Annotated in this window: 23 protein-coding genes; 4 read left to right on the top strand and 19 right to left on the bottom strand. The window is 59.5% G+C overall.

The genetic code is table 11. The features are described 5' to 3' along the window. Positions 1-107: 107 nt before the first annotated feature. The 6 genes from PD282_RS11145 to cyoA all read right to left on the bottom strand — a co-directional run bounded on the left by PD282_RS11145 (position 108) and on the right by cyoA (position 4,827). A complete protein-coding gene (locus PD282_RS11145) occupies positions 108-377 on the bottom strand; it encodes an HPr family phosphocarrier protein (RefSeq protein ID WP_274650755.1) in 270 nt (89 codons plus the stop codon). Positions 378-434: 57 nt separating this feature from the next. Then, complete coding sequence (locus PD282_RS11140) at positions 435-680, bottom strand: hypothetical protein (RefSeq protein ID WP_274650754.1); 246 nt, start codon at positions 678-680, stop codon at positions 435-437. Positions 681-804: 124 nt separating this feature from the next. Next, complete coding sequence (gene cyoD, locus PD282_RS11135) at positions 805-1,158, bottom strand: cytochrome o ubiquinol oxidase subunit IV (RefSeq protein ID WP_274650753.1); 354 nt, start codon at positions 1,156-1,158, stop codon at positions 805-807. Position 1,159: 1 nt separating this feature from the next. After that, positions 1,160-1,798, bottom strand: coding sequence for a cytochrome o ubiquinol oxidase subunit III (cyoC, locus tag PD282_RS11130; RefSeq protein WP_274650752.1), 639 nt, complete (start codon positions 1,796-1,798; stop codon positions 1,160-1,162). Beyond that, positions 1,798-3,771: a cbb3-type cytochrome c oxidase subunit I gene (locus PD282_RS11125; protein ID WP_274650751.1), complete on the bottom strand. Its 1,974-nt coding sequence runs from the start codon at positions 3,769-3,771 to the stop codon at positions 1,798-1,800. Before PD282_RS11125 ends, cyoC begins: the two co-directional genes overlap by 1 nt. Positions 3,772-3,792: 21 nt before the next feature. Next, positions 3,793-4,827, bottom strand: a complete 1,035-nt coding sequence (gene cyoA / locus PD282_RS11120; protein WP_274650750.1) for a ubiquinol oxidase subunit II — start codon at positions 4,825-4,827, stop codon at positions 3,793-3,795. 356 nt (positions 4,828-5,183) lie between these two features. Between cyoA and PD282_RS11115 the strand changes: the two genes are divergently transcribed. Next, a complete protein-coding gene (locus PD282_RS11115; RefSeq protein ID WP_274650749.1) occupies positions 5,184-5,411 on the top strand; it encodes a cytidine/deoxycytidylate deaminase family protein in 228 nt (75 codons plus the stop codon). Between the two features lie 141 nt (positions 5,412-5,552). On the opposite strand, the gene PD282_RS11110 is transcribed toward PD282_RS11115, so the two are convergent. Together PD282_RS11110 and PD282_RS11105 are read right to left on the bottom strand one after the other, a co-directional pair. After that, positions 5,553-5,819 (bottom strand): hypothetical protein, encoded by a 267-nt coding sequence (locus tag PD282_RS11110; protein WP_274650748.1) that lies wholly within the window; start codon positions 5,817-5,819, stop codon positions 5,553-5,555. 134 nt (positions 5,820-5,953) lie between these two features. Continuing rightward, positions 5,954-7,156 carry an MFS transporter gene (locus tag PD282_RS11105; protein WP_274650747.1) on the bottom strand — a complete coding sequence of 401 codons (1,203 nt, stop codon included), beginning with the start codon at positions 7,154-7,156 and terminating at the stop codon, positions 5,954-5,956. A 167-nt stretch (positions 7,157-7,323) separates the two neighbouring features. Here PD282_RS11105 and PD282_RS11100 point away from each other — a divergent pair, with 167 nt between their 5' ends. Continuing rightward, the gene (locus PD282_RS11100; RefSeq protein WP_274650746.1) at positions 7,324-8,304 is read left to right on the top strand and encodes a hypothetical protein; all 981 of its coding nucleotides are present in this window, start codon (positions 7,324-7,326) and stop codon (positions 8,302-8,304) included. Positions 8,305-8,410: 106 nt separating this feature from the next. On the opposite strand, the gene PD282_RS11095 is transcribed toward PD282_RS11100, so the two are convergent. The 3 genes from PD282_RS11095 to PD282_RS11085 form a co-directional block, all read right to left on the bottom strand. Next, on the bottom strand, positions 8,411-8,881 hold the full coding sequence (locus PD282_RS11095) for a GNAT family N-acetyltransferase (RefSeq protein WP_274650745.1): 471 nt from the start codon (positions 8,879-8,881) through the stop codon (positions 8,411-8,413). Between the two features lie 63 nt (positions 8,882-8,944). Beyond that, the gene (locus PD282_RS11090) at positions 8,945-10,852 is read right to left on the bottom strand and encodes an ATP-binding cassette domain-containing protein (protein WP_274650744.1); all 1,908 of its coding nucleotides are present in this window, start codon (positions 10,850-10,852) and stop codon (positions 8,945-8,947) included. Beyond that, a complete protein-coding gene (locus PD282_RS11085) occupies positions 10,822-11,655 on the bottom strand; it encodes an energy-coupling factor ABC transporter ATP-binding protein (RefSeq protein WP_274650743.1) in 834 nt (277 codons plus the stop codon). Before PD282_RS11085 ends, PD282_RS11090 begins: the two co-directional genes overlap by 31 nt. 95 nt (positions 11,656-11,750) lie before the next feature. Between PD282_RS11085 and PD282_RS11080 the strand changes: the two genes are divergently transcribed. Then, positions 11,751-12,362, top strand: a complete 612-nt coding sequence (locus PD282_RS11080; protein WP_274650742.1) for a biotin transporter BioY — start codon at positions 11,751-11,753, stop codon at positions 12,360-12,362. 120 nt (positions 12,363-12,482) lie between these two features. Here PD282_RS11080 and PD282_RS11075 read toward each other — a convergent pair whose 3' ends face one another. The 8 genes from PD282_RS11075 to PD282_RS11040 all read right to left on the bottom strand — a co-directional run bounded on the left by PD282_RS11075 (position 12,483) and on the right by PD282_RS11040 (position 20,740). Beyond that, the gene (locus PD282_RS11075; protein ID WP_274650741.1) at positions 12,483-13,169 is read right to left on the bottom strand and encodes a response regulator transcription factor; all 687 of its coding nucleotides are present in this window, start codon (positions 13,167-13,169) and stop codon (positions 12,483-12,485) included. Next, the gene (locus PD282_RS11070) at positions 13,166-14,377 is read right to left on the bottom strand and encodes a sensor histidine kinase (RefSeq protein ID WP_274650740.1); all 1,212 of its coding nucleotides are present in this window, start codon (positions 14,375-14,377) and stop codon (positions 13,166-13,168) included. The genes PD282_RS11075 and PD282_RS11070 overlap by 4 nt, the downstream gene beginning before the upstream one ends. Positions 14,378-14,437: 60 nt before the next feature. Then, on the bottom strand, positions 14,438-14,899 hold the full coding sequence (locus tag PD282_RS11065; RefSeq protein WP_274650739.1) for a CcdC protein domain-containing protein: 462 nt from the start codon (positions 14,897-14,899) through the stop codon (positions 14,438-14,440). Positions 14,900-15,162: 263 nt separating this feature from the next. Beyond that, positions 15,163-16,245 carry a lactonase family protein gene (locus PD282_RS11060; protein ID WP_274650738.1) on the bottom strand — a complete coding sequence of 361 codons (1,083 nt, stop codon included), beginning with the start codon at positions 16,243-16,245 and terminating at the stop codon, positions 15,163-15,165. Between the two features lie 650 nt (positions 16,246-16,895). Continuing rightward, entirely contained in the window at positions 16,896-19,001 is a 2,106-nt protein-coding gene (locus PD282_RS11055; protein ID WP_274650737.1) for a transglycosylase domain-containing protein, read from the bottom strand. Positions 19,002-19,249: 248 nt separating this feature from the next. Beyond that, the gene (locus PD282_RS11050; RefSeq protein ID WP_274650736.1) at positions 19,250-19,552 is read right to left on the bottom strand and encodes a hypothetical protein; all 303 of its coding nucleotides are present in this window, start codon (positions 19,550-19,552) and stop codon (positions 19,250-19,252) included. 61 nt (positions 19,553-19,613) lie between these two features. Further along, positions 19,614-20,177 (bottom strand): hypothetical protein, encoded by a 564-nt coding sequence (locus PD282_RS11045; RefSeq protein ID WP_274650735.1) that lies wholly within the window; start codon positions 20,175-20,177, stop codon positions 19,614-19,616. Then, complete coding sequence (locus tag PD282_RS11040; RefSeq protein WP_274650734.1) at positions 20,174-20,740, bottom strand: NUDIX hydrolase; 567 nt, start codon at positions 20,738-20,740, stop codon at positions 20,174-20,176. Before PD282_RS11040 ends, PD282_RS11045 begins: the two co-directional genes overlap by 4 nt. A gap of 167 nt (positions 20,741-20,907) precedes the next feature. Between PD282_RS11040 and PD282_RS11035 the strand changes: the two genes are divergently transcribed. Then, entirely contained in the window at positions 20,908-21,498 is a 591-nt protein-coding gene (locus PD282_RS11035) for a hypothetical protein (RefSeq protein WP_274650733.1), read from the top strand. Positions 21,499-21,752: the final 254 nt, after the last annotated feature.

Genomic DNA, 21,752 nt, shown 5'->3' with positions numbered 1-21,752 from the left:
TGCAGTTACCCCCGGCGGCCGCTGCTCACAGCAAAAAACCCCGCCGAAGCGGGGTTTCGCATGTACACCGCAGCCGGGCTTCCCTTCCTGCGGAACAGGGCTGGCCGTTAGCTGACAACGTGCTTCTCGAACAGTCCCAATACGTATTCGAGCGCCTCTTCCTCGTCCTTCCCCTGCGCGGAAAGCCGAACCTCCGTACCGGAAGAAATCGGGACGAGCAGCATGCCGATCAGGCTTTTAACGTCGACCGTATGGAGGGTGTCGTTATTTGTAAACTCCAGCTTCAAGTCGGATATAAAACGAGCCGACTGGTTTGAAATGGCCAGCAAATCTTCCCGCTGCAACTCGGTTTGAATGGTGAACGTATGAACCCGCATCGTACCAACCTCACTGTCGTGGATCTAGTCGCCTAAGCCCCAGGTTTCCGAAACGCTCTAGCCTTGCGGACCGCTGGCAAGCAGCTCGCGCAGCTCGTCCAGACGGGCGATCATGGTCTTCAGCTCGATGGCGATAAAATCCTCCCCGGCTTCTTCAAAAGCCGCCTGCAGCCGGGACAAGCCCTCCGCCGCCGGCGGAATTTGCGCAAACGCGGCTTCGGCATGTTTGAAATACGGATGGGCTTGCCTGTTGTCGTCCTTCGTCATCGTCGTTCGCTCCTTGGCGCCAGCTTCTTCTGTCACTTTACCACCCTGACGATGAGTCGTCCAGAGGCATCGGCGGCCACAGCCGAATTAAATTTTTCATGCAAAAATGCGCGCGCCCGAGCATTCCGGACGCGCGCAAACGGGATTGTCTTCTTATCCCTTACATATTAGGCGTATTGTATGTCATAATCCAGATCGATCCGGCTACGATGGTGATCAGGACGACGAGGCCGAGCACCAGCGCCAAAACGTTCCACCTGGCGTTCTCTCCTTCGCGCAGGTGCATGAAGAATAACAGCTGGACGGCGAACTGCAAGACGGCCATCGCCACGATCAGGATCATCGTCCCCGTCCGGCCGAGCATATGATTCATTACGACGACAAGCGGGATGATCGTCAGCACGATCGACAGCACGAAGCCGATGACGTACGATTTCAGCGACCCGTGGGACGCGTTCCCGCCCCCATGCCCGTGCCCGTTATGATGAGCGGCGGCCGATTCGGTTTGCGCCATGTTACATCACCCCCATCAGGTAAACGACCGTGAAGACGAAAATCCAAACGACGTCTAGAAAGTGCCAGTACAGGCTGATTACGCCGACCTTGCGCGTTGTGACCGACGTAATGCCGCGTCTGCCGATCTGGATCATCAGCGCGGTCATCCAGATCAGGCCGACCGAGACGTGCAGTCCGTGTGTGCCGACGAGCACGAAGAAGCCGGACAGAAAGCCGCTGGTGGCGATCGTCGCATGCTCCACGGTCACCATTTTCACAAACTCGGTCACTTCCAGCCCGACGAACGAGGCGCCGAGCACCGCCGTCACCGCCAGCCATCCGATCAGGCCGCGCTTGCTGCCCTGATGCATCGACAGCACGGCCAGACCGCTCGTGAAGCTGCTGGTCAGCAGAATGAACGTCTCGGCGATAACGCCCGGCATTTCAAACAGCTCGTGCGCTTCCGGACCGCCGGCGGTGCTGTTGCGCAGGACGACGTAGGTGGCGAACAGCGTGCCGAACAGAATGCAGTCCGTAATAAGAAAGATCCAGAAGCCGAACAATTTCAGCGACTCTTGATCGTGATGCCCGTCATGCTCATGATGCCCGTGATGGTCATCGTGGACATGCTCCGATGCTGCTGCGTGTGCGTGTGCCATCAGACCGTCGCCCTCCTCATCTTCGCTTCCGTCTGCCGGATTTCGTCAACCGGAATGTAATAGTCGGTATCGTACGAGAACGAACGAGCCAGCATGCAGATGCCGATGCCGATCATCGCCGGTATCGCGAGCCACAGCCAATCCCAAACGAAGCCGAAGCCCGCGAAAAACCAGAGCGTCGATTTCACGAACGGGATCGCCGAGTTTTTCGGCATATGAATCGGTTCGATCGGCCCTTGCGGTTTGGGCTTCTCGCCGGCGGCCAGCTTCTCCTTCGTCTCCCACCAGTCGTCGGTCGCTTCGACCTGCGGCAGGACGGCAAAGTTGTACAGAGGTGCCGGCGAAGGAATCGACCATTCAAGCGTGCGGCCGTTCCACGGATCGCCCGTCGTATCGCGCTGCATGAACTTGATGCTGTGAGCGATCTGCCAGACCTGGAACAGGAACGCCAGACCCATCAGGAAGCCGCCGATCGTCGAAATCAGGTTGAGCGGTCCCCAGCCCATGTCGAAATCGTACGTGTACGTGCGCCGCGTCATCCCCATCAGCCCAAGGAAATACTGCGGCATGAAGCAGACATAGAACCCGATATTCCAGAACCAGAACGCCCATTTGCCCAAGTGCTCGTTCAGCTTGAAGCCGAAAATTTTCGGCCACCAGTAATAAAGGCCGGCGAAATAGCCGAACACGACGCCGCCGATCAGCACTTGATGGAAATGCGCGATCAGGAAGTAGCTGTTATGGAACTGAAAATCAGCCGGGGCGACCGACAGCAGCACGCCGGTCATGCCGCCGACGACGAAGCACGGAATGAACGCGACGGTCCACATCATCGGCGTCGAGAACGTGATCCGCCCGCGGAACATCGTGAACAGCCAGTTGAAAATTTTGACGCCGGTCGGTATGGCGATAATCATTGTGGTGATCGCGAAAAAGACGTTGACGTCCGCGCCCGTGCCCATCGTGAAGAAATGGTGCAGCCAGGTGAAGAACGACATGATGCTGATGCTCATCATCGCGAACACCATCGATTTGTAGCCGAACAGCTTCTTCTTCGCGAACGTCGCGACCACGTCCGAGAAGACGCCGAAGGCCGGCAGGACGACGATATATACCTCCGGATGGCCCCACATCCAGATCAAATTAATGTACATCATCGGGTTGCCGCCGCTCGCAAGCGTGAAGAAGTGGGCCCCGAGAAAACGGTCGAGGAACAGGAGCGCCAGCGTCACCGTCAAAATCGGGAAAGCAAAAATGATCGCGACGCAGCTCGCCAGCACCGACCAGGAAAACATCGGCATTTTCATCAGCTTCATGCCGGGCGCGCGCATTTTCAGAATCGTGACGATAAAGTTGATGCCCGTCGCCAGACTCCCGATACCGGAAATTTGAATGCCCCAAATATAGAAGTTCTGGCCGATGCCCGGGCTGTGCGACAGCTCCGACAGCGGCGGATACGACAGCCAGCCGGCGTCCGGCGATCCCCCGATAATGAAGGAGACGTTGAACAGCATCGCGCCCCAGAAAAACATCCAGAAGCTGAGCGAGTTCAGGAACGGGTACGCGACGTCGCGCGCACCGATCTGCAGCGGAACAACGACGTTGAAGAGGCCGAACATGAGCGGCATCGCCATAAACAGGATCATGATGACGCCGTGCGTCGTGAAGATTTGGTTATAATGCTCCGGCTCCAAAAAATGCGCGTTCGGAACCGCCAGCTGCAAGCGCATGAGCAGCGCGTCGACCCCGCCGCGGAACAGCATAAGCAGCGAGCAGATGATATACATGATCCCGATTCGTTTATGGTCGACGCTGGTCAGCCACTCGCGCCAGAGCCAGCCCCATTTGTGAAAATAGGTCAGAACGAAAACGACCGCGACGGTCGCAAGCGCGATGCTGACCTGCGCCCCGAGGATGAGCGGATCGCCCGTGACGAAAAACTCGGATGCAAATTGTTTGATGTGATCCAGCATATTCGGGCTCCTTTCTATCGCTTAATGGGAGGCATGGCCGCTCGTCCCGGCTTCCGCCTGGCGGCCGTTCATTTGATGGCTGCTCATATCCATGCCGCCCATGTCCATATCTTTCATATCCATATCCTTCATGTCCGTGCCGCTTCCGCCGTCCATGCCGTTCATGCCCTTCATTCCCGGCTCCGACTGCCCGTGGCTGTGGCCCGCGGCGTATTTCGAAACGATCTTCGAGAATAATCCGTCGGGGAAGGACGAGTACACGAGCGGCTGCGTCGTGCCAGGCTTGGAAAGCTGCTCGAAGCCCGCTTCGGTCAGTGCCGGCGAGGTCCGCTTCACTTCGTTCACCCACCGGTTGAAATCGGTCTGGGATGTCGCGTCCACATTAAATTTCATGTCCGCGAAATGCTCGCCGCTGAAGTTGGCGCCGGATCCGAAGTAGACGCCCGCTTCGTCCGCCTGCAAATACAGCGTCATCGCCATGCCGGACATCGTATACATCTGGCCGCCGAGCTGCGGAATCCAGAAGGAGTTCATTGGACCGTCGCTCGTCAGCTCGAACCGGACCGGAACGCCGACCGGGATATGGAGCACGTTCACGGACGCGATGCCCTGATCCGGATAAGTGAACAGCCATTTCCAGTCCAGGGAGGATGCCTGTATCGTGATCGCCTTCTGCTGCGATGCGATCGGCTTCGACGGCTCGAGCGCATACGTGTATTTCGCCGTTACGACGGCAAGTACGGCGATAATGACGATCGGAATGCCCCACCAGACCGTCTCCATGACGGTGCTGTGCGACCAGTTCGGCCGGTAGGAAGCCTTCGTTCCTTTCCGGTCGCGGTACCGCCAAACGATAAAAGCGGTCAGCCCGAGCACCGGAATCAGCACGACGGCGCACAGCGCCGAGGCGATCAAAATCAAATCCTTCTGGCTTTCGCCGATCGGCCCTTTCGGGTTCATGACAATCAATTGTTCACCGCAGCCCGAAAGCAAAGCCGCCGTCAGCACCAGCACGGCCGTAACCGCCGCCCGGTGCCATTTTTTCGTTCGTCGCATGTCATCCTCTCCCTTGCCTGCATGCCCTGATGTCCTCGTCGATATCCAACATGAGCCTTGCGCGGATTTCCTTACCTTTACCTTAGCAGAACGATGCCGAATCTACAGGGGCTTTAACAAATACGTCAAGGGATCGTCTTTTTTCCGCCAAACTTTAGTCACCGATCCGACAAGAAGTCGGATTGGAGGCGGATTCTTCCCAGGCATGTCCGATTTACATTCGGAACCGGCAAGCGGTAATTACCATCGGCACGTTGTTGGGGCTGCTCTTAGAACCAGAAATGGAACCATCGTTCCTGCGGTTCATCTAGAGGCGAATGTCGGAAGAATTTCGGTTTGTGCTGAAGCTATCGCGATTGGCAAAGCAGTTACCGGAAGGAGAGCATGATTTTGAAACGATCGTTGCCGTGTGCCATCCCGACCCTGAAGACGAGGATCGAGAAATAAAAGTCGTTTCACCTTGCGGAATGTGCAGAGAATTGATCGCTGATTATGGTGCGGATATTGACGTGATTTTTCCTTTAAATAACGAAATTGTAAAATGTAATAAACACCGTAAAAGTATGTTTAATCGCCTTCGATAAGGCGATTTTCATAAATCAATAGTAAGGTTTAACAAAGCTCCTAAACTATAAATCGGCAGCAAGCCGGAAAAGCTAACCTTTTCGACGGAATCAAGAAAAAAGCCCTCCAAGATCGCTCTTGAAGGGCTGCTTTCGAACCGGTTATTCGTCTCCGCCCGAGGACTGCGCACGGGTATGGACGAGATGAATGGCGGTGCGAATGAAGTAAACATGTACGCTGGCGACCATAAATCCGATTCCGACCATCAGCGTCCGGTTATGATCATTAAATTGATTCAAATGGAGCAGACTCAGGATCAGACCGATGCCAAGCAGGGTCCATGCCGTAGCCGTCATCAAGTGAACGAGCCGGGTCACGTTCGGCTCCTTCTGGGAGGCTTGGCTGATGGTCGCCGTTTTGGTTGTCATATGCATCACTCCCGTATCGTATGCAAATGCTTTCATTGTCATTAGTATACCACACAATACGGGATTTGTTCATCAGTTGTTCAATTTTTGGCCAAAAAATATTCAAATTTAGCGAAAGTGCGGATTTCACTCGTTTACCGGACGATCCGGTGAACCAGCCAAACCAAAAATGCCAAAATCGTCAGGCTTCCCCCGACCGCGCATACGCCCGGCCAGCCCCACAGGCTCCAAGCGAAGGTGCCGAAGCTCGAACCGAGCGAGCCCCCGACGAACGACGTGACCATGTATACCGTGTTGAGCCGGCTTCTGGCGTCCGGCAGCAGGGCATAAATCCGGGTCTGGTTCGACACCTGTCCGCCTTGAACGCCGAGGTCGAGCAAAATAACGCCGATAATTAGTCCCCACAGCGCGCTCCCGAACAGCCTGAACGAGCAGAAGGACAACAATCCGGTTAGGATCGCAAAGCCGACCATCCATTTCGGATCGACCCGGTCGCTGGCCCGGCCGATCAAGGAAGCGGCGCCGGCTCCGACGACGCCGACCAGCCCGAACAAACCGGCGACCTCGCTGCCGTAGCCGTAATTCGGCCCTTCCAGGTAGAACGTCAGCGCCGTCCAAAATACGCTGAACGAGCCGAACATCAGCGCGCCGATCAGCGACGCTTCGCGAAGCGTCCGCTGCCCGGCGATCAGGGAGCCGAGCGATTTCATGAGCTTGCCGTATGTCATCGTCTTGTCCGGATAGCTTGCGGGCAGCATTTTCCGCAGAACGGCCGCCAGCACGGCCATCATCACCGCCGCCAGCAGGTACATGGCGCGCCAGTCCAGCCAGTCGCCGACAAACCCGGCCAGCGTGCGGGCCAGCAAAATACCGATCAGGAGCCCGCTCATGATATTGCCGATTACCTTCCCCCGTTCCTCCGGGGCGGCCATCTGCGCGGCAAGCGGAATGATCATCTGCGGGGCGACCGTCGTGACGCCGACGGCGAAGCTGGCCGCATAAAGCCAAGGCAAGCTGGCCGCCGTCGCGACGGCGAGCAGCGACAGGCCGACGGCGATGAGCAGCGTGACGATAAGGCCGCGCCTTTCCTTCGTATCGCCGAGCGGAATAAACAGCAGCATGCCGACCGCATAACCGATCTGCGTCAGCATCGATACAAAGCCGATGTCGCGCGCTGAAGTGTGGAACGTCCGGGCGATATCGGCCAGAAGCGGCTGGCTGTAATACAAATTGGCCACCGAAATGCCGCAGGATACAGCCATCAATAAAACCAGTCCTCTTGAAAGCGCCGTCCGGCGGGTCGTTTCAAGCGGATACGCGAGTGGATTGCCTGCCATGATAACCTCCGTTTAAGACTAGGATTCCGGTAAAAATGGACTGAAAAGTATATTACCACAATTTGCGGCGGCTGCGTTCTATTTTTCCCCGGCATTTTCGATATTTCCTTGGCGATCCGGCAAAGCTAAACGTGCAACTTCAGTCAACTTGAGGGAGGCGGAGCTCGATGCGCAATTTCGAGATCAGACCGAATTTGAAAACGGCCGGCGGCGAAGCGGCCGACCTTTTGCTGGGCGGCCGGTTCGTCGGCTCCTTAACGATGGTGTACCGCGAGAACGACCGGCTGACGGGAGCCCTGCAGCTCGACAAGGAATCGCTGAAGAGCAAGGAGAAGGAACGCGCCGCCGCCTTCGCGGAAAATTATATCCGCCTGCTTGCCGATGCGGTCGGCGCGGAAGCATTCGATTTGTTCGTGACGGCCAGCCGCTACGACCGGGTCATTTCGTCCTTTGACGAGGATGCCGCATACGAGGATGAATTCGCGGACGAAGGTGCCGAAGAAGACGTATTCGAGCCGGACGAGACGGGTATTGACGCCGGCTTTGAGCTCGACATCGTGAGCGAGAAACAGAGCCGCATGCGGGCGGAGCTGAAGGACGAGGAAGGCAGCGTTATCGCGCATTGCGATCTCCGCACCGAGCTGCCCGACGTTACAGGCCAGGTGAACTGGCGCCTCGAGCCGGACGATTTCGAGCTGGAAGCGGCAACGGAGCTGATCGTATCCGAATTCGACGAACAGCTTGTCGATACGTTCGCCATCCAGCACCGGTATAACGGCGAGCTGATCGAAACGGTGGAGCTGACGCACGACGATCTGCTCGAAACGCCGATGATCATGATCGGCGATGAACCGGACGAGTATGACGTCGTTCTCGTCCGCGACGACGGGAGCATTCTCACCTACGAAATCTATGACGCATCAGGCGGGCTGCCGGTCGGTACGGCCACGGTCGACATTCAGAGCCGCAAGCTGACGGGCTATATCGATTTTCGCAGCCGGGAGCAGGTGAAGGATGCGGGTACCATCGCCGCCCGGCTGATGAAAGAGCTGGATAAAGAGAAGGATTACGACGGGCTCCATTTGTCGCTCATGCACAAAAACGAGCTGATCGACGATCTCGTGTTTGACAACGAAACCGTTCATTAACGGCGGTTCGCCGCCAAGCCGCAGGCATAAGGAAGCGGTTTTCAGAGGAAAAGCGGCCTGGAACGGCACGGGCGCATGAGAAAGGGAAGCCCGGCGTGCATCTTTTTCACGGTGGGCTTCCCTTTTTGGCGTGCCGGCGAATGCTGCGGTCGCTGCCGATTTCAAATCCGAATTTCGTATAAAAATGACGGAGCCGCTCGTCGTGCTCCTTGTTATCCGAATCGCGCATCCGGCCGTCGATGGTGGCAATCCCGGCATTCTCGGCCATTTGAAGGAGATTGCGCATCATGGCGCTGCCGTAGCCTTGATTGATTTTATCGCCGAGAATGCGGATATATTGCAGGGTTAACGCGGGCTCGGCCGGCTTTTTCCTTACGAAAAACACCAGATCGTTCCGGTGCCGCGAAGTCGCGACGCCCGTCGGGTAGACGACCCGCCCGTACAGATCATAGCGTCCGGGCGGCGAGTAGACGATCAGCCAGCAGCCGTTATCCGACCGTACGATCTCCAGCACTTCATATCCCTCGTCCTGAATGAGCTTCTGCTGCGTATTGACGGCCGCTTGATTTGCATCCATCTTCAACACCGCCCCGGTTCAAGCTGTCGTTATAGGATATTCGCGATTCGGAGGCGGCATGCCCTATAAACGGCCCAGCAGCCATAACAGAAAAGCAGCGGCAGCGCTGCCGGCGGCGAGCGCGCTGTCGCGCGGCCGCCACAGCCGGCTGCGGCTGACGAGCGGGTAAGGGCGCCTGCCGACGCCGCGGCTTTCGAGCGCAAGCGCCGCCTGTTCGCCCAGCCGGAACAGCGCCAACAGGAACGGCGTCGCGATGTCGCGCAGCCGCCCGGCCGCGCCGCGCCAGGAGCGGCGCGGGTCTTTGCCCCGCGCGGCGGCGATGCGCGCGAAGCGCTCCCATTCCGACAGCAGCACCGGAATGAAGCGGAGCAGCAGCGTCACGGCCAGGATCAGCCGCTGTGCCCAAAGCGGAACGCGTCCGCGGGGTGCGAACAGCCTCTCCAGCGAGCGGCGCAGCCGCAGCGGCGTCACGGCAAGCGGCAGTCCAAGGCCGAGCAGCATGGCCAGCCACGGACGAATCAGCGAGTTTAGCGATGCCAGAAACGGTTCCACCGCAAACATGAGCCCGCCCCGGCCGATTTCGATCCCCGCAAACAACGACAGCATGAGCGTAAATATAGCCAGCGCGGTAATCGCACCCCGCCATCGGCGGAGCGGGATGCGGAAAGCGGCGGCGATCGCAGTCACAGCCAGCGCGGAAACGGCGATTCCGAGCCACGTCCGCTGACTCAGGACGGCGGCGGAAACCAGGAGATACGCGAGCCACACCGACCGCGGGTCGTAAGCCGCCAGCGGTGACGGCGATGCGGCAGCCCGATGGCCGGCCGCCGAAGGCGCGGCCGAACCGGCAGATGCCGCCTCGTCCGGCAGATACGCGTCAGCCGCCGTGCGGGGTCGCGCTTCCTCGGCTGCGGCGGGCGTGCCGGTGCGTTCGGGGCCGGTTCCGGCACGGCGAGCCGGCTCTGCGTCCGGCACGGACACGGCGCCGGCGCGTTCGGAGCCGGTTCCGGTACGACGAGCCGGCTCTGCGTCCGGCACGGGCACGGCGCCGGCCAATACGGGCCGCTCCTCCGTCCGGCCAAAGCCCTCCCCTGCCGATGCGCTCGCTTGGCCCAAGGTAGGCGCAGCCGAAGCCAGATCGTCCGGCTGCCAGACGCAGTCCGCCGGCACGCCGGCCAGCCAAAAGGAACGGGCCGCCTGCAGCCAGACCGGGACCGACATGCCGCATTGACCGAACCGTTCCGGGTGCGCCAGCAAATCGTTGCGCCCGCACCGTCGGATGCCGCCCTCCGGGCTCATCAGAAGTACGACGTCCGCCAGAGCGAGCGCCCAGTCGCTCTCGTGCGATACGAGCAGCACGCCCTGACCGGCCGCGGCGCATGCCTCCAGCTGACGGCCGACGATCGCGCAGCCGGCGGCGTCAAGTCCCGAGGTCGGTTCGTCGAGCAGGAGCCATGCCGCCGGAACCGCAAACAGGCAGGCGAGCGCCGCTCGCCGCCGCTCGCCGCCGCTCATCAAATACGGGTCGCGCTGCAGCCAGCCGCTGTCCCATCCGACTGCGGCCAGCGCCGCTTCAATGCGCCGTTCCCGTTCGGGTTCGTTCAGCCGAAACGGCTTCAGTACATAGCGAAGCTCCTCTTCGACAGAACGGCAGAACAGCTGCTCCTCCGGCGATTGGCACGCATAGCCGTACGACAAAAGCGCGGCGGCGTTTAGCCTGCTGCCGCGAAAGCCAGGCCTCGGCGTTATCCGGATCGGCTCCTGTCCATACGAAACCCGGATGCCGCCGCTTTCGACCAGTCCGGCGGCCGTTTCGAGCAGCCTCGTTTTGCCCGCGCCGTTCGGACCGAGCAGCACGGTAATCGTCCCCGGCTTCAAACGCAGCTCGCCTGCGCCTTTCACGCCGCGCAGATGCAGTTCGCCCGCCGCCTGCCCGATCGTTACCATGCGGAACCGGCCTTCATCCGCCATTCATCCGCCGTCGCCGGCAGCGGCGGTTTGATTTTTCCCGCACGGTAGAGCGCAAGCGCAAGCGAAGCCAGATACGGGGGCCTTAAGCCGCACCGCTCGCACGGCGCCGGCCCGCCATAAGGCTCGCCTCCGAGCAGAAATTCCCGTCCCGTCCCGTCGTATACGATCTTTCCATCGAGGAGCGCGATGACTCTCTCCTCCGGGTCCAGCTCGTCCAGCTGCTGCGTCACCCAGACGACGGCGCACCCGGAAGCGTGCAGCTCCTGCGCCAGCAGCCCGACCCGTCTCCGCGATTCATCGTCCAGCATCGACGTCGCTTCGTCGAAGACGATCAGCTGGCGCCGCCCCGCCGCGGCCGCCGCAACGGCGGCCAGCTGGCGCTGACCGCCGGACAGCCGGTCCCAGCCGAAGCCGGCAAGCGGCAGCAGCCCGAGACGCTCCAGCACCTGCCCGGTTCGTGCGTCGATCTCCTTTTCCGCAAAGCCCAGCCATTCCAGCGCAAACCCGACTTCTTCCTTCGGCGATTCGCCGAACAGCTGCGCGTCAGGCTGCTGCATGACGTACGGCGCCGGTTCACTGCCGGCGAACCCGCGAGCGATTGTTCCCGTCGTCCCTTCCGCCGCGAGGCCGGCAATGAGTCTGGCAAGCGTGGACTTTCCGCTGCCGTTCGTCCCCGCAATATTCAGCCATTCGCCGGGCCGAAGCGTCAATCGGACATCCTTCAGTCGAAAGCCCGTTCCGTTTTCCCCTGTATAACCTTCCACGCTGACATCCGTAAAAACAAGCTCGCTGTTTTCGTTCACGATTTCCCTCTTCTCAACCGGAGCATCCCGTGCTAAAATGCTTATTGTTAACCAAAACTATACATACAGGTTAACATTTGAAAGGAGATTAGACAATGCCTTCCTTGCAAGATGCCGTTCCCCCGGCGGGCGCGCAGCCTCATCCCCTTCATTGGATCAGGGGAGTCGTCTTCACGGCTTTATTCGCCGCCTTGTTCATCGCATTCACGTTCGTCACGGTGCCGCTCTGGTTTACCCCGGTCCCGATCACGCTGTCGACGCTCGCCATCATGCTGGCCGGCGGTTTGCTCGGCGCGGTTTACGGCTTCGCCAGCATCGCGCTCGTCGTTGTACTGGCCGCAGCCGGGCTGCCGCTCTTTCACGGCAGCGGCGGACTGTCGCTTATTCTCGGCACGAGCGGCGGCTATGTCTGGATGTACCCGATTGCCGCGCTGCTGATCGGCTTTGTCAGCGACAGCTTGTTCCGCAGCCGCAAACCGCTGTCGACGTTCAAGTTCGTCGTGCTGCTGATCGCCATCTTCTTGTTCGGCAGCCTTCTCCTTTACGTCACCGGCGTTCCCTGGCTGGCGTACAAAGCGGAATATTCGATGCAAAAGGCGATGGCGCTCGGCTGCTATCCGTTTTTGCTCGGCGACGCGATAAAAGCAGCCGTCGCCGCGCTGCTGATTCGCAAGCTCCGCCCGATGCTGCCCCGTTTTCGTCCGTAACGAAGAAACGGGCCTGCCCTGCAGCTGGCCCGGCTCTTTCCAAGCCGCAGGTTCCGATGCCAGGCGAACCGGCATCGAACCACGATCCCGGCACCCGGGCAGCCGGGCAGCCGGGCCCGCTTAAAGCAGCCCGTTCTGAACGGCAAAAAGAACCGCCTGCGTGCGGTCCCTGACATCCATCTTCGCAAAAATGCCGGACAAGTGATTTTTGACCGTCGTTTCGCTGACGAACAGTCTGCCGGCCATCTCTTTGTTGCTCAGCCCGTCCATCAGTAATCGAAGCACCTCCAGCTCCCTGTCCGTCAATTGGATACGCACCTTGCTCCCGTTTGAGGCGACCGATTCGCCGCCGGTCCCCGATTTCACCACCGGCTTATTGCCGGACGTCATTCGGGCCGCCCATTTTCGTACAAAAGAGCCCGGCAAAATCGACTCGCCGCTGCGGATCAGCTCGATCGCCCGGAGCAGATCTTCGGTCGTCAAATCCTTCAGCAAATACCCGACAGCGCCGGCGGACAAACAGCTTTCGATCAGCTCGTCTTCCTCGAACGTCGTCAGCGCGACGACTTTTATGCCCGGGTTTTGGCCGAGAATGAGCCGGGTTGCTTCAATGCCGTCCATAACGGGCATCCGGATGTCCATCAGGATCAAATCGGGCTGCTTCTCCTCCGCGAGACGCACGGCTTGCTGCCCGTCGGACGCTTCGCCGACGATCTCGATCTCCGGGTGCCGCCCCAGAACAATGATGAGGCTTTTGCGTATCAAGGTCTGATCGTCGGCAATCGCCACTCGAAATGCAGGTGTCACCCCGTTTCCTCCTCTCCTTCCGCCGTTTTAGGCCAGCCTAGTACGATCCGGAACGCACCTTCGGCTTTTCCGTAGTCCATAAAACCGCCCGCGCTCCTCATCCGGCTGCCCATATGCTTCAGCCCGACGCCCGCTTCGACCGGCCGCTGCGGCAAAAAACCGTTGTTCGCGATCTCGACGTAGATGCGCCCGTCCACCTCGTATTGCCGGATCGTAATCGCCGTTGCCTGCCCATGCCGGATCGCGTTTGTTATGGCTTCTTTAATACCCTGATACACGGCAAACCGTTTCGCTTCCGGAACCGAGATGGGCGCATCGACCGAAACCTTCACCCCGGCGGTCTGCATGACCCGGTGAGCCAGCCTTTCCAGCATGGAATCCCAATCCCCCTTCAGGAACCGCTGCTCGTTGTCCTGCATGGACCGGAGCGCGTGACGAATATCGTCGAGCCCTTCTTTGGCCGAGCTTCTCATCGCCAGCAAATAGTGCTCCGCCTCGTCCGGATTTCTGCGAAGCAGCTCCCGGCATGCGTCCAATCCGCGAATGATCGAGGTGAGCGAGTGGCCGACCGTATCGTGGATTTCACCCGCCATCCGACCGCGCTCGCGCAGGGCGGCGTGCTCCTCCGCCTCCAGCGCATATTGAATGAGCTCGGTATGTGCTTCCTCCAAATCGGCTTGCTGTCTGCGAATGTGTTCCAGCAGCTTCTGCGTCCGGGCGAACTTCTCTTCTTCGCTGCGGAGCATCCAGCCCGGAACATAGGCAAGCACCCAGCTCGGATTCAGCAGCATAATCGACTCGTCCAGTGGTATCCTGGCCACAGCCCCCGCAAGGCAGGCGAGACCGAACACGGCAAGCAGAGCCAGCATGCCCCGGATAAAAGGCATGCTCCGCCCGCAGCGGTAAACGACCGGCAAATACAACAGGACCGCCTGCGGCTCGGAAGCGATCAGCAGCGCAAACAGCAGCGTGGCCGCCGCCGCTTCGGCTGCCATTTGCGCATCGATAACGTGGCGGCTGCCGCTGAAGCGAAAGTAAAGCTGCACGGTAATCAGCAGAGCAAAGCACGCATAAATGCACGCCATCTTCCAAGCCGAGTCTTCTTGCGGGCCAAAAACATAGCCGGCCAGCACGAACATGACAATCAAAAGGACGGCAAGCCGGCCAGCAATTATGGGGCTGACCCTGCCGCTCAGCAGCGCCTTCACGTTATCCCTCCCGTTGCCGCAACCTGCGAATCGTCCGCCATCCGGCCGGCCGAAACAGGTTCAGCGCCGCGAGCCGGCCCATTTCGCCGCTTCTTTGCGATAGGCGGCATAAATCCAAATTCTGCGCAGCATAACGGAACCCAGGCTAGCCATAAGAAGAAAACCGGCAAGCAGCTGGACTCCGCTGCCAAATTGGCGCACCAGGACTTCAATGAAATAAATGGCGACCCATATCAAAAATCCGGCCATGGAACCCTTCATCGTGACGCGGCCCGTCGCATCACCTTTCACCTGCGTCAATTTCCCCCGTACGATTCCGAGCAGCGAGCCGGCTGCAAATCCTGCAATCAGCACAGGCGGCGCAAAAACCGAAAGGTTCCAGTCGGACACAATTGCCTGGGCCGTCCCCAACAGCATCAGGACAGGCAAAATCCAAATCCTGAAGCCGCTCACCCTCTTTTCCCTCAGCTGCCTCAAACCGAGTACCAGGATGATAATGAACACAATGACCTCTTCTTTCATCGCTTTGCCTCCATACCGATTCGTTTATCCCGAGTATAAAAAATAACCGGCGGCAGAACATCACCGATTCGGCCGGATTCCAGGTTGCCGAACGGACAGAAAAGGCGGCTGAAAGTCAGCCCAGGCAAACGATCGACTGCGGGCAAAGCGGCGATTATTGCGGCGGATCATTTTCACGAAGGGTTACAATTCCATCATTATGCTTAAAGGATGCAGAAAAAGGCTGCCCGCCGTGTTCATGCGAGCAGCCGCTTCGGAAGAAATTAAGATACATAAACCGGCCGGACGCAAACCGGCTTCGACAGGCTCGCGCCCCGTCCGGTATACGTCGGCATACCCGACTCTTTATCGACCTTAAAGACGGCGATATTGTCCGTATCCCGGTTGGCGCACAGCAAATAGTCTCCTCCCGGCGTCAGCGCAAAATTTCGGGGATGTCCGCCTTCGGCGGAGACGTGCCCGACCGGCGTCAGCCGTCCGGTTGCGGCGTCCGCGGCAAACACGGCGATGCTGTCGTGTCCCCGGTTGGAGCCGTAGACATAACGGCCGTCCGGAGAGACGGCGATTTCGGCCGTAATATTTTCGCCGCGATAACCGTCCGGCAGCGTCGATACCGTTGCGATGGGAGTCAGCTTGCCGCCGTCCGCTTCGAACGCATACGAGGTTACGGTCGAATCGACCTCGTTGATCACGTAGACGAATCGGCCCGCCGGATCAAACGCCAGATGGCGCGGCCCGGCGCCGGGATTCGTCTCCGCTGCGCCGCGCAGCTCGAGGCGGCCGTTTTCCTTGTCGACGGCGTAGGTGAAGACCCGGTCCAGCCCCAGATCCGGCACGAGCGCGAAACGGCCGTCCGGCGTGAAAAAGGCGGAATGCGGGTGCGGCCGGTCCTGGCGCTCCGGATGAACGCTCCGTCCCTCGTGCTGCTTCACGTCCAGCAGCTCTCCGGCTTGTCCGTCCTCCGCAATGGAGAGCAGGCCGACCATGCCGCCGTGATAGCTCACGACGATCAGCACGCGGCTGTCCGCGTCGCGCTGGATATGGCACGTCGGGGCGCCGACCGTTGCCGTCCGCCCGAGCGGACTGAGCCTGCCGCTAGCCGGATCGAACGCGAACGTGGCCGCTTCCCCGATCTTCGTCCCGTCGGCCGAAACGCCTTCGGTGATGGCATAAAGTTTGCGGCCCTGCGCATCGACATTCAAAAACGTCGGATTTTTGAGGCCCGCGGCCTCGTCCAGCAAGGTCAGATTCCCGGTCGTTTCATCAAACTCATAGACATAGACGCCCTTCGACTCCGCTTCCGCGTAAGAGCCGGCAAACACAAGCACACGCTGCTTCTCGGCCACGTCAAACCCCTCCCTGGCAAACTAGTGTCAACCCTGACAATAGCACAAAACGGGCGCATCGTACAAACGTCTTTGCACTCATTTTTCGGCCCGGGTTAATCTCCGTTCCCATACGAATTGGTTTTTATTATACTGTGTGGTTATGCTCGAATGGAAGAAATTTGTAAATGGAGGTGGATCGGCTGTGATTAGAATGTCACGTCGTTCCGGATTTTGGGCTCTAGTTTTCATTTCGCTCGCAGCGGTTTGTATGATTGCGGGAAGCTGAAAAAACGACCTTTTTTGTAGGAACGGAAAAACAATGGCGGGAGGCAAAAGAAAAGTAAGCTCCAGCCGGTGATATCACCAATCATCACGGGAGACGTCACGGGAGACGTCGCGGCAGCTTTTCGATCAGCATCTAAGCTATCCTGGAACCCTCTCCGCCGCATGCAGAGGACATGAGCCGAAGAGGCATGCAAACTTCTCCGTCAAATGAAGCGAAAAAACGCACAGCCCGCCGCGCGAACGGCTCTGTGCGTTTTATGGAAATAGCCCTATCTGGACGGAGTACCCGCCGAAATCGGCTGCTGCCGCACCTGAATGGGGAATGCGTTTAGCGCTCATGGACGATAGATAAGAAGCGATTGCCTTCGGTTATGAGAATACGGTTAATCCTTGTCTTTACCATGACCCCGGCCGTGCCCGTGGCCTTTGCCGGTATCGTCCCGCGGTCCGTCGTCATCCGGGTGCTTGTCGTCCTGCTTCTTCCCGCCGCGGCCGCGTTCGCCGCCGTCTTCGCGGTCCTTCGTCTTATCTTCCTTGGACGGTTTGCCGCCGCCCGGCAAAGAGGCCTTCGGAAACTCCATCACCGGCTGGCCCTGCAGGGCCGCCGTCATCAGCGCGTGGAAAACCTCGGCGGCCGCTTTGGACGTCGTCGTTAAATAATGGCTCGCATCCGATTGGTCGTAACCGAGCCAGACGGAGCAGACAAGCTGAGGCGTATACCCGACAAACCAATTATCCTTCGCTCCGTCGCCTCCCGTGCCGGGCATCTGCGTCGTTCCGGTTTTGCCCGCGACCGGGCGGCCGTCCAGCTCGGCCGCTTCGCCGGTCCCGTCGCTGACGACGCCCTCCATCATCGCCGTCATCGTCCGGGCGACGTCCGCGCTTGTCGCCTGTACGGCTCCGCCCCCCGCCGCTTCGGCGAGCACCGTGCCGTCCGCCGCTTCGATGCGGACGATCGTATGGGCGGGCAGGCGCCGTCCGTCGTTCGCGAACGCCCCGAACGCCTCGGCCATCTGCAGCGGCGAGACGCCTTCCTGCAATCCGCCGAGCGCCAGGCCGAGCGTCCGGTCGGCGTCCGTCAGCGGGATGCCGAACCGGGCGGCGGCCTCCATGCCCGCGTCGATGCCGATTTGGTCGAGCAGCTTGACCGCCGGAACGTTATACGAATTTACCAGCGCATCTTGAAGCGTCACTTCGCCGTGATAGGTACCGCCCGCATTTTTCGGCGCATAGCCGCCGAAATCGACGGGCTCGTCCAGCACCGTATCCGTCGGCTTGTAGCCCTGCTCCAGCGCCGGCGTATACACGGCGATCGGCTTCATCGCCGAGCCGGGCTGCCGCTTCAGCTGCACGGCACGGTTGAAGCCGCGGAACGGCTGCTTGCCCCGCCCGCCGACGAGCGCCCGGATCCCGCCGTCCCGCGGATCGACCAGCGCGGCGCCGCTCTGCACGAGCTCGCCGCCCATTCCTTTCGGGAACAGCGCATCGTCGGCGTACACCTTCTCAGCCGCCTGCTGCACGGCCGGGTCGAGCGCAGTGTAAATGCGCAGGCCTCCGTGCAGCACATCGTTTTCGCTCAGCCCGTACCGCTCGCCCGCCTCGCGAATGATCTCATCCACGTAATAGGGGTACTGGATGCCGGATTCCTGACCGCCGTCACCCGCGTCCCTCAGCTTGATCGGCTCCTTGCTGGCGATTGCGTACGCCTGCGCGCTGATATAGCCCTGCTCCTTCATCAGCTGCAGCACCAGATTGCGGCGTTCCTTCGCTTGATCCGGATGCTTGTAAGGCGTCAGCGCGGACGGCGCCTTGACGAGACCTGCGAGCAGCGCCGCTTCCGGCAGCGTCAGCTTGGCCGGCTCTTTGCCGAAATAAACGGCCGCGGCGCGTTTGATACCCCAGGCGCCTTCGCCGAAGTAAATCTGATTCAAATACATGGTCATGATTTGCGGCTTACTGTATTGCTGCTCGATTTTCCGCGCGAGGAGCGCTTCGTCCCACTTCCGCTTCCATGTCCGTTCCCTTGACAAAAAGACGTTTTTGGCCAGCTGCTGCGTGATCGTGCTCCCGCCCTGCACCTTCGCCCCCGCGAAAGCATCGGTGACGAGCGCCCGCGCCATGCCGCGCAGGTCCATGCCGTCATGCTCGAAAAACCGTTTATCCTCCACCGCGACGACCGCGTCGATCAGCATTTGCGGCAGCTCCTCGTATCGGACCGGTTCGATTTTGTTCAGCGAAATCCGGCTTGCTTCTTTCCCGCCAAAATCGTAAATGACCGTTGGCGCCGGCAGCGGGTCGTCAAGCCGGGAGACGTCCTGCGCCGCCACCAGCACGCGAAACGCTCCGAAGGACAGCGCCGTTCCGATCACCAGAAACGCCACAACGAGAAGCATCGTCTTCCCGAAAAATCGTTTGCCTGTTTTCCGTTTGGCTGCAGTTCGTTTTGCCGGCTTTTGCTGCGCCGGTTGTCGTTCGACTGTCGTTTTCATAACCGTCCTTTCGTATTCCGCAAGCATAAGGATGTTGAACTTACAATTTTCGCGGAGCGATACGAATTTGGGTCGCTTTGCCTGTTCAGAAACAACAGCCGAGACGTTTTTGGGCGGCGGGCACAAGCTTCTACCGCTTAAATACTGCAGCGAAAGGGCAGAGAAAAAAACCTTGCAAATAAAAAAATCCGCCTTCGTCAGGCGGATTCGAGCTGGAACCGGTGATCGCTGTTTATGCGGCAGGAAGTTCATTTCTTCACATTCGATTTCATGCTGCCTTTTGCGTCCCGGACGTATTCCTTTCCTTTCGCCGGCTTCCCGGTGTCCGGATTGACCGGCGTGCCGCGCAGGTCGTACGACAGCGAGTTCGACCTGCCATAGCCCGTCGAATTGTCCGGGACGAACGCCTTCTGCTTCGGCGCCGGAACGCTTCGTTTGACGCTTTTCGTCGTCACGCCGTTATCGTCGGCTTTCTGCGCGCAGCCGGAACCGGCCGCCAAAGACAAACTCAAGCCGGCGGCGCATGCTAGCCTGAACATTTTGCGGCTCATGCCACGACTCCTCCTCGGATCGATTGGCCCCGCAGGGTCTTTCCTTAGCATGAGTCAGCAATCACTCCGTTAGTAGTGGCAAATCCTTCAGGCTCGGCCGCATCAAACGGACCGTCAGCTCACCTTCCCCGGCAGTAACGCTCTCGATCCGAAGCGGCTTTGGCACCTTGTTCCCAAGCGGAATCACAATATCCCGAAAATGGTGCACCGGCAGCGAAATATTTCGCACGTTCGCTTTTTCCGCCTCGGCGATCAAATCAGGGTCGCGCCAATCCAGCTTGTACGTCACGGTGAGGCCTACGGGAATCCGGTTCTTGACCGTCACGTTTACGTCGGCTATAAGCCGGCCGCCGCTCAGGCGGAAACGGGCCCCATCAATGCGCACGCCCGGGCTGTAGTCGCGTTTGCCCGCCAGCGCTTCCTTACCGATATTATTGACGTCGGCCTCGGTCAAAATCAGGTCGAGCGAAAGCCGGCGAACCATCCCGAAGGCGAGGTCCCCGATAGGGACATGCTTGTAGTTCAGGTCGAGCGGCTGGCGGGGGGCAGCATAACGCATCGCCCCGTAACCGCCTAATCCGGCAAGGATCGCGAACACGAGCAGCGCAAAAAGCGCTTTCTTCATTCCGTGCGGTACAGCCCATAGCCGTCAAGAGACACGATCGGCTCTTTGTCGATCGTAAGTCCGTCCTGCTTCCGCTGCAGCGCGGCATGCACAAGCCAGCGCGTGAACCCGGCCACGTTCATTTCTTCCATCTCGCGCAGGCTGAAAAATCCCGCCCGGTCCACCTCAAACCCGTCCGGAACCGGATCGCCGCCGACATAATCCATCGCGAACGCGATATACACGTTATGGATCTGGCGAGGCTGATCGCGAACCGCTATGACGCTTCTGACCGCAGCCTCGACCCCCGCTTCCTCCATCACTTCCCGGCGGATCGTCTCGTGAATCAGCTCGGTTTGCTCCACATATCCGCCGGGGTTCGTCCAAAAGCCTTTGCCGGGGTCCTGTGCCCGTCTGACGAGCAATATTTTCTCGTCCTTGATGACGAGCGCCCCGACGCCGATACTGTAATTTCCCCAATGAACGAACTTGCAGTCCGGCGAGGAGCACGCTCTTCGCTCCGTTCCGTCAACCAGTCTCGTTTCGAGCGGCGAACCGCACGTCATACAAAAATAAACTTCCATATCCGGCATCCTCCTTCGCCCCGAAAAAGCTGCATGCATCACCGCCCATTATACTCGCGTCCATCCCCGGCTGTCGATATCGCGTTTTGGATGCACCGTTGGGCGGATGCCGCATAGGCTATTATCGGATCGATGCGAACCACACAACGAAAGGTGCGTAAACCGAGATGCCCTGCAATTGTCAGCAATTTCAATACGTGTTCGTTCCTTCACCGGAGCGCGCATTCCCTATTCAAGGTCAAAGCCCGCTGCCTTTGTCCGGCCAGCCGGGGCCGGGCGGCTTAATTCCGTTCCTGCCCGGCGGAGGAGGAATTCCCGGCGGAGGACTTCCCGGCGGCGGCGGCTTCCTGCCCGGACAACCAGGCGGGGTACCGCCGCAGCTGGCGCCGGCCAACCTTCCCGGCATTTTGGGCCAGTTCCAGCGCCCGTTCGGCCAGCCGCCGCAGCAGATGATATTCCTGTTCAACATGCTCCAGAACAATCCCGGTCTTCTGCAGTCGTTCATTCAGCAGCGACCGCAATCGCTGCAGCAGGCCGTGCAGTTCGCGCAGTTTGGCCCGGGGTTCGTTCAGCGCGAGCCGGAAGAACGCATTTTGCCCGGCTTCTGCTATAACCGGTGGTCGCTCGTTTTTACATTCTCGAACGTGTTCGTGATGTTCCCGGTTACGAATCTGTTCGGCTTCGTCATCGGTTACTGCTATCCGTTCCTCAATCCGTGCATCGTGCCCGATTTTCAAATTGTATTCGCCTTGTGTTAAATCCTCTCGCCGCGGCCGGCCGATTCGGCCGCCGTTTTTTTGCGGCTGCGCGGGTTGTCCGGTGGCAATTCGCAGCCGGACGCTGCATATAATGAGAGCAAAGCCGCGCAGATGACGGCTCGGGTGAGAGTCCCGAAGCCTGCGCGGCTTTGCTGCCTTTTCAAAAATTCGTTTTCCGTCGGCGCAATTTGCGACAAACATCGCAGATTGAATCTGTTACGATAGTGAAATCCTATCTAAGAATTGGAGTGAAT

The sequence above is a fragment of the Paenibacillus humicola genome (assembly GCF_028826105.1).
GTDB classification, from domain to species: domain Bacteria; phylum Bacillota; class Bacilli; order Paenibacillales; family Paenibacillaceae; genus Paenibacillus_Z; species Paenibacillus_Z humicola.
Note: the sequence above shows the minus strand (reverse complement) of the source record. Positions and strands in the feature narration are given on the sequence as shown.